Origin of the sequence: Helicobacter rappini (assembly GCF_900198625.1) — a bacterium.
Classification (GTDB): Bacteria; Campylobacterota; Campylobacteria; order Campylobacterales; family Helicobacteraceae; genus Helicobacter_A; species Helicobacter_A rappini.
Map to the genome: position 1 here is coordinate 1 of NZ_FZPK01000091.1, position 6,832 is coordinate 6,832.

A 6,832-nucleotide genomic window follows, 5' to 3' on the forward strand; every position below is an offset into this window, starting at 1 on the left:
CACTCAATATGACAAGAATATAGAATCTTATAAAATAGCCATATTTACAAACTTAGCGTAATCACATTATATGAAGTTTTGCAATCTATGCTTAACCATAAACCTAATACTCCAAAAAGATAGCTAGATTCTAAACAATAACAAATCCATAAAAACAACTTGCTTAAAACATGATAAAATACGCATTTATTTTTACTTAAATTTATACTTACGGAGAGAATATGGGCTTAATAGAACTTGATAGCATTAAGGCTGCTAAGAATAGATTGCAACATATAATCATGCAGCACCCATTAGCTTATGCGCCGCGTTTAAGCAATATCGCAAATGCAAAGGTGTATTTAAAAAAAGAGAACTTGCAACCCACAGGAGCATTTAAAATACGCGGGGCGTTTAATAAGATTGCAACATTAAAAGAGCTAGATAGCAAAAATAATACGCAGATTCTAAATAAAGGCGTGATATGTGCAAGTGCGGGTAATCACGCACAAGGTGTAGCCTTTAGCGCACAGCATTTTAATACAAGGGCAGTTATCGTTATGCCAGAATCTACGCCGCTTTTAAAGGTTATCGGCACAAAGGCTATGGGTGCTGAAGTAGTCTTAGCGGGGAATAACTATGATGAAGCATATGAGAAGGCACAAAAGATCGCACAAGAAGAGAATCTAACCTTTATCCACCCTTTTGCTGATATTGATGTGATGGCAGGGCAAGGCAGCATAGCCCTTGAGATGATAGCAGAAGAAGAGCTTGATGTTGTGATAGTGCCAATAGGTGGTGGTGGGCTAATTAGCGGTATAGCAAGTGCCTATAAAGCCCTATCGCCAAAAACGCGTATCATAGGTGTGAATGCAAAAGGTGCAAATGCGATGAAGCAAAGCTTTTATGCAAGAGCTATGCAAAACTCAAGCAGTGTGAAAACTATCGCTGATGGGATAGCTGTGCGAGATGTGAATGAGATGACTTTTAACTGCATTATGTCCTGTGTTGATGGCATTGTAGAAGTAGATGATGAAGAGATAGCAAGTGCGATTTTATTCCTTTTAGAATCTCAAAAGCTAGTGGTAGAAGGGGCGGGTGCTGCTAGTGTTGCCGCCCTAATGCACCATAAAGTAAAAATTAGCCCAAATGAAAAAGTCGGGGTGGTTTTAAGTGGTGGAAATATCGATGTAACCATGCTAAATATCATTATAGAAAAGGCTTTATTAAAGAGTGATAGAAAGATGAAATTTCAAGTTATCCTTGTAGATAAGCCCGGAAGTCTGCAGAATCTAACCGAGCTTTTAACAAAAGAGGGGGCAAATATCGTATTTATTAACTATTCACGTATTAGCACAAAGCTTGAATATGGCGATGCTATTGTAGAATTAGCCCTTGAGATTAAAGGAAAAGAACATAAAGATTCTGTATATAAGATTTTATTAGAGCATGGGTATCAATTCAGCGAAATGCCCTAAAATATAACACAAAGGATTCTCATGTTAGCCCTATCTATAATAATCCCTATCTATAATGTAGAAAAGTATCTAAAAGAATGCCTAGATTCTATACAAGCACAAACTTATAATAATTTTCAAGCCATACTTATAAATGATGGTAGCAAAGACAAAAGTCCTAAAATAGCACAAGAATACACGCAAAAAGATTCTCGCTTTATCCTTATAAATCAAGAGAATAAAGGCTTAGGGGCAGCTAGAAACACGGGGTTAGAATACATTTTTTCAACACAAAACACACAAGATACTGCATACATTGGCTTAGTAGATTCTGATGATGTGATAGCAAAAGATTATTATGCTAATCTTATCTACTGCCTTGAAGCAAATAATGCCCTAATCGCAAAGAGTAGAAATATCTGCGTATTCCATGATGATAACTATAATAAAGAGATTTTCACAAAGACGCAAGAGAGAGAAAAAGGCGTCATGCGTAAGGTTACAAGCAAGAATCTTACAGATAAAATCGATCCATGGCGAAGTGTCTTTTGTGCTTCACTGCTAAAAGACTTGCGATTTCCACCTGTGAGATTTGCTGAAGATGTGCCTTTTGGTGTATGTGCGAATGTCTTAGCAAAAGAGATTGCCCTGACAAAGAGTGCGATATATTTCTATCGACTAAGGGCTAATTCACTCACAAAGAAAACCCACCCACCACAAGAGTTTTTTAACGCCTTTGCTTTTATCTATAACTTTTTTAAAGAGCATGATTTACTGCATACCTATATTTTGCCGACTCATATTTTACGCCCATCACAAAGCTATGAGTATTTAGCAAAAGATTCTAATTATTTAGGGCTTTTACAAGAGTTTATCCACTCTTTAGGGATAGAATCTAGTGTGCTTGCTAGAAATAAAGTGCTAGATTCTGCCCTTAAAGCAAAAACACTTGATGAGTTTCTAGCAAAAACGCAAACCTTTAAAGAATGGCGGCGTAAAAACTTCCGCATAAGCCTTAATAAAAAGCATAAAATCATTACACTATTTGGCAAAACGCTTTATAATCGCTAAAGGATTCTCATGCAAAAAATCTATATCATTCTCAAAGATATTACAGAATCTGGCGGGGGCGAGAGAGTGTGTGTCAATCTCTCTAATGCGTTTAGTGAGATAGGCTTTGAGGTGCATATTATTAGCCTTTTTAGATTAGAAAAAGATATTGCTTTTAGCTTGAATGAAAATATAAATGTCCGCTTTCTATCACACACTACACCAAAGAGTAAAAACCCATTGAAAAAGCTTTTTAATAAAAGCATTTATCGATATATCTTAAGCAAAAAAGTAGATACAATCGCACAGCAAGAAAAGCCCAATATTATCCTAGCAAATGATGGCTGGTATATCCCAAAAACTAAACTAGATTCTATACAATATATCCGCTTATGGCATTTAAACGCACCAAAAAAGATAGATAAAAGAAAGCAAAAGATATTTAATCTCTTTGATACCTTAGTCGTGCTTTCATCTCGTGAATTAAACAAATGGCAGAGCTATCATAAAAATGTTAAAGTAATCCCAAACTTTCTGCCTTTTATCTCACATAAAAACACAGATTCCAATCAGCATAGAATTATATCTGTTGGGCGTATGGATAGGGGTGATCAAAAAGGCTTTTTAAGGCTTATAGATATTTGGGAAAAGGTGCAAGAGAGAATGGGTGGGCTGCGGGGTTTAGGGTGCAAAAATAATGAAAATTTAGATTCTAATCTTTGTTATGCTAAACCTACTTCTTGTCATACCGACTTTACCATTTGTCATACTGAATCTTCCATTTGTCATACTGAGCCTTTAGGCGAAGTATCTAGCCTCAATCCTAATCCTTGTCATGTTGAGCGAAGCGAAACATCTAAAAACACAGAATCAAAAAAAGATATTTCGTGCTTACGCACTCGCACGAGCGAAGCTCTTGCCCACACTTGCAAATATGACAAGATAACAATTCAAAATGACAGCCACAAAACAACCTTAGATTCTAAGCGACTTAGTGCGGAAGCAGTTTGCGATGATTTTAAGAGTTGTGAAGCCTTGAATGCAAGGAGTTTATTAAACATAAATGACGAAGCACGAAAGGCAAACTCTCTTAAAAGGGTGGAAACTGCAACGCACAAAAAGGCTTTAGAATCTTGGCAGCTTGTTATCGTTGGCGATGGAGCAATGAAAGAGCAAATCCAAGCAAAGATTCTAGAAAAAAATCTACAAGATAGCATTATCCTAAAGCCCTTTACAAAAGATATAGAAAAAGAGTATCTCAATGCAAGTATTTATGCGATGACTAGCCATTTTGAGGGCTTTGGTATGGTGCTTGTGGAGGCTAGCTCTTATGCCTTGCCTTGTGTTGCTTTTGATATTGCTGCGGGTCCAAGCGATATTATAGAATCTCACACAAGCGGTTATCTTATAGAAGATAATGACTTACAAGACTACGCGGATAAACTTATAGACTTAATGAGTGATAAGCAAAAAAGAGAATCTATGGGATTACAAGCAAAGCAAAAGGTAAGTATAGCTTTTAGCAAAGAAGCAGTAATGAAACTATGGCAAGATATATTTAATAACTAGATTTAACACATAGCATTTTAACAACACACAAACTTACATGCTACAATGAAACCTTACAAAAAAAGGAAAGCAATGCAAAAGAATATTATTTTACTTGGTGGTAGTAATTCTGTTATGGGTGATGGATTACAAAAGGGCATACAAGATTCATTAATGAATAAAGATGAGTTTAAATTTTATAATTTTGGACTTGGAGCGTGTAATTCATTTCAAAATTTCTATGAATTAAAACGAAAGCGAAACAAAGAAATTTTTGAAAATGCAGAGTTGATTATTACAGAATCTAATGTAAATGATGTGTATGATATATACGAATCACATGAAAAATTACCGCTTGATATTTTTTATCGTAATCTCTCGTGGTTTTATAAAGAGCTTTATTTTTTGAATAAAAAAGTAGTATCTTTGCTGTTACCTAATTATTTTGAAAATTATAGATTAATCAATAATATGCATAGGAAGCTGTGTGAAGAATATGGATTTAATTGCATTGATATGCAGGAATATTATGAAAATTATGCTTTACAAGAGTTTAGTAAAACAATTGATTGGGGACACCAGTTAAGCAGCATTATGCAAAGAGTAGGCAAAAATATCATAGATTCAATAGAGATTTTTCAAATGCCAAAAAAGCTTGCAATCACAAATGATAATCCAAAATTTTTTGAATGCACTCCAAAGGATATGATAGTAAAAAAGGGTAAAATAAAAGAGGATTATCTCGTCAATTCAATGTATGGGGAACAGATATATAGACTAGATTCTAATACAATCTTAGCTTTCCCTAAAAAGTTAGAGGATTGTTGTCTTATAGGCTTACATACATGGAATAATACAAGGGAATGGAAAGAGGATTTTAAAGCACCGGAGAGCTGGGAAGAGTGTGGCTTAGCATACACAAGCTTAGAATTATGCAATAATACATGCACTAATAACGCATACAATGGGGGGGGGGGGTAATATTGTCAAAGAAACGAATATGCTAAACTGCATGATTGAGATACAAAACCCCTTTTATATCAGAAAAAATACAATATGTAGGCTTGGCGATAATAAAGATTATAGTAAAGAATACTATCACAATGCAATGAGTTGGAGAGAAGATTCTCATCAAATCTCATTTTGCGACATTATTGCTTTCTTTTGTGCTACAAAAGAGGGTAACTATCACACAGAAACTCTGGACTATGAAGCCCTATCAAAAGAAAATATAAAAATTTCACCACAATATAGCTATAATCACATACTCCCACCCATAGAAAAATATAAAAGACTAATAGATGAATCTTTATCGCATAAAGACATGGTTGAAATTTTACTGCATAGAGATATTATTATTGAATATTTAATAAAAACAGGAGCTAAGGAACTAGAATCTAGCATTCACTCCACAAAAGAAACATATAAGCACACCCAAAATACATATTGCAATCGACTCTTACATAAGATAAAACACAGAGCAACCATGCCATACATTAAGCACAAACTCCGTAAGATGTTTAGAAATTAGAATCTATATGGGATTATAGTGGTTGTCATGCTGAGAAACATAAACATCTAATCTAGAGATTATAGAGAGATATTTCGCCTTTTTCAAAAGATCGCTATAATTAAGCAAAAACAGTAAAATCTCTTTACTAGAATATAAACCTTAAGACACTTCTCTCCGCTCAACATGACAAGTTATCATAATAAGCCATGAAATCTATAAAAGTAAAATAAGCATTTTCATATTATACAAGGGTGTAGTTTGTTAAAAGCTATTTTTTTGATATGTTGGTGAAAGCAGTGATAAATTGACAATTACCCATCTTGCCAAGATATTTTTAAAACAATGTTTAAAAAATTATATGAAACAACAAAAGGTGAGACAAAGGCAAAACAATTGGGTTTTAGAATCTTACAAAAAACCATAATAAGCATAACACCTAGTGAAGTTATTCACACATTTAAAAGACATGGAGAAACTCACCTATGGTAAAGAATGGCAACCAAAAAAAGCCGTTGCATTTAATGAAATTGCGAAATATCAAGATTATGCAAACAAAGCCACCCCGCAAACTTTAACAAAAGACCATAAGAACAAGGAAGTTTTAATAAGTGTAAAACAGATAAATGGATATTATATAATTGTGGAGGAGATACGACAAAAGGTTAATGAATTAAGCTTTAAAAGTATGTAGTTTGAAAAAGGGGATTTAAAAAACAAATGCCTTTAAAACGCTAACCATTAGATTTTAATGGCGTTCCCGGCACACACGATTAACGCTGGAAACTTAGATAACGCACTAAACCTTTAAGGCTTATCAAAGACTCGTTGCATCATGTCATAAAACTACCAATAAAACAAGCCTTTGCTATTCAGTCAAAATCTGAATACAGAGATATGTAATTCCATTGCTAAACTCAACTTTTATAAGATTCTGTCTCTAAGTTTGAGAATTTTAAAGGTTTGGATAGTCTTGCATTTATACGGGTATCACTGCTTTAATCTTGCTTTATAAGATTTCTATCTTTTTGTAAAGCTCTGTCTGTAAATAAATGTGTTAAATAATGTTGTTCGCCTATACCCACTACATCAAAACTCTGCACACAAGTAGAGAGCCAAGTAAATTTACGCGAAATTCGTTTTGCAAGTAAGCTTATTTGCTTTTCATCCATTACATTTTTAGAAGCATAGCCTAAATATTATCTATGTGTAAAACCATCTTCAAGCATAAAAGCTTTTATTTGACTATAGGCTTCTGTGGTATTGTTATAATGTCTTTTACATATTG

At 34.1% G+C, this 6,832-nt stretch carries 7 protein-coding genes; 6 read left to right on the forward strand and 1 reads right to left on the reverse strand.

The genetic code is table 11. The annotated features are described in order from the left end of the window. The first annotated feature begins 221 nt into the window (after window positions 1–221). The 6 genes from ilvA to C6H17_RS11905 all read left to right on the forward strand — a co-directional run bounded on the left by ilvA (window position 222) and on the right by C6H17_RS11905 (window position 6,238). Entirely contained in the window at window positions 222–1,457 is a 1,236-nt protein-coding gene (gene ilvA / locus C6H17_RS11880; protein WP_005218951.1) for a threonine ammonia-lyase, read from the forward strand. Between the two features lie 21 nt (window positions 1,458–1,478). Continuing rightward, window positions 1,479–2,507 carry a glycosyltransferase family 2 protein gene (locus C6H17_RS11885; RefSeq protein WP_005218953.1) on the forward strand — a complete coding sequence of 343 codons (1,029 nt, stop codon included), beginning with the start codon at window positions 1,479–1,481 and terminating at the stop codon, window positions 2,505–2,507. A 9-nt stretch (window positions 2,508–2,516) separates the two neighbouring features. Then, window positions 2,517–4,055 (forward strand): glycosyltransferase, encoded by a 1,539-nt coding sequence (locus tag C6H17_RS11890; protein ID WP_020995617.1) that lies wholly within the window; start codon window positions 2,517–2,519, stop codon window positions 4,053–4,055. 72 nt (window positions 4,056–4,127) lie between these two features. Then, complete coding sequence (locus C6H17_RS11895) at window positions 4,128–5,015, forward strand: hypothetical protein (RefSeq protein WP_104731471.1); 888 nt, start codon at window positions 4,128–4,130, stop codon at window positions 5,013–5,015. Beyond that, window positions 4,999–5,565: a hypothetical protein gene (locus C6H17_RS11900; protein WP_158655029.1), complete on the forward strand. Its 567-nt coding sequence runs from the start codon at window positions 4,999–5,001 to the stop codon at window positions 5,563–5,565. Before C6H17_RS11895 ends, C6H17_RS11900 begins: the two co-directional genes overlap by 17 nt. A gap of 421 nt (window positions 5,566–5,986) precedes the next feature. Next, window positions 5,987–6,238 carry a hypothetical protein gene (locus C6H17_RS11905; RefSeq protein ID WP_005218959.1) on the forward strand — a complete coding sequence of 84 codons (252 nt, stop codon included), beginning with the start codon at window positions 5,987–5,989 and terminating at the stop codon, window positions 6,236–6,238. A 304-nt stretch (window positions 6,239–6,542) separates the two neighbouring features. On the opposite strand, the gene C6H17_RS12365 is transcribed toward C6H17_RS11905, so the two are convergent. Next, window positions 6,543–6,716, reverse strand: coding sequence for a hypothetical protein (locus tag C6H17_RS12365; protein WP_005218960.1), 174 nt, complete (start codon window positions 6,714–6,716; stop codon window positions 6,543–6,545). Window positions 6,717–6,832 lie beyond the last annotated feature (116 nt).

What these genes read in the sequence shown, in the direction of transcription:
- C6H17_RS11890 (WP_020995617.1), top strand. Translation starts at nt 2,517, where the DNA reads ATGCAAAAAATCTATATCATTCTCAAAGATATTACAGAATCTGGCGGG.
- ilvA (WP_005218951.1), top strand. Translation starts at nt 222, where the DNA reads ATGGGCTTAATAGAACTTGATAGCATTAAGGCTGCTAAGAATAGATTG.
- C6H17_RS11900 (WP_158655029.1), top strand. Translation starts at nt 4,999, where the DNA reads ATGGGGGGGGGGGGTAATATTGTCAAAGAAACGAATATGCTAAACTGC.
- C6H17_RS11895 (WP_104731471.1), top strand. Translation starts at nt 4,128, where the DNA reads ATGCAAAAGAATATTATTTTACTTGGTGGTAGTAATTCTGTTATGGGT.
- C6H17_RS12365 (WP_005218960.1), bottom strand. Translation starts at nt 6,716, where the DNA reads ATGGATGAAAAGCAAATAAGCTTACTTGCAAAACGAATTTCGCGTAAA.
- C6H17_RS11885 (WP_005218953.1), top strand. Translation starts at nt 1,479, where the DNA reads ATGTTAGCCCTATCTATAATAATCCCTATCTATAATGTAGAAAAGTAT.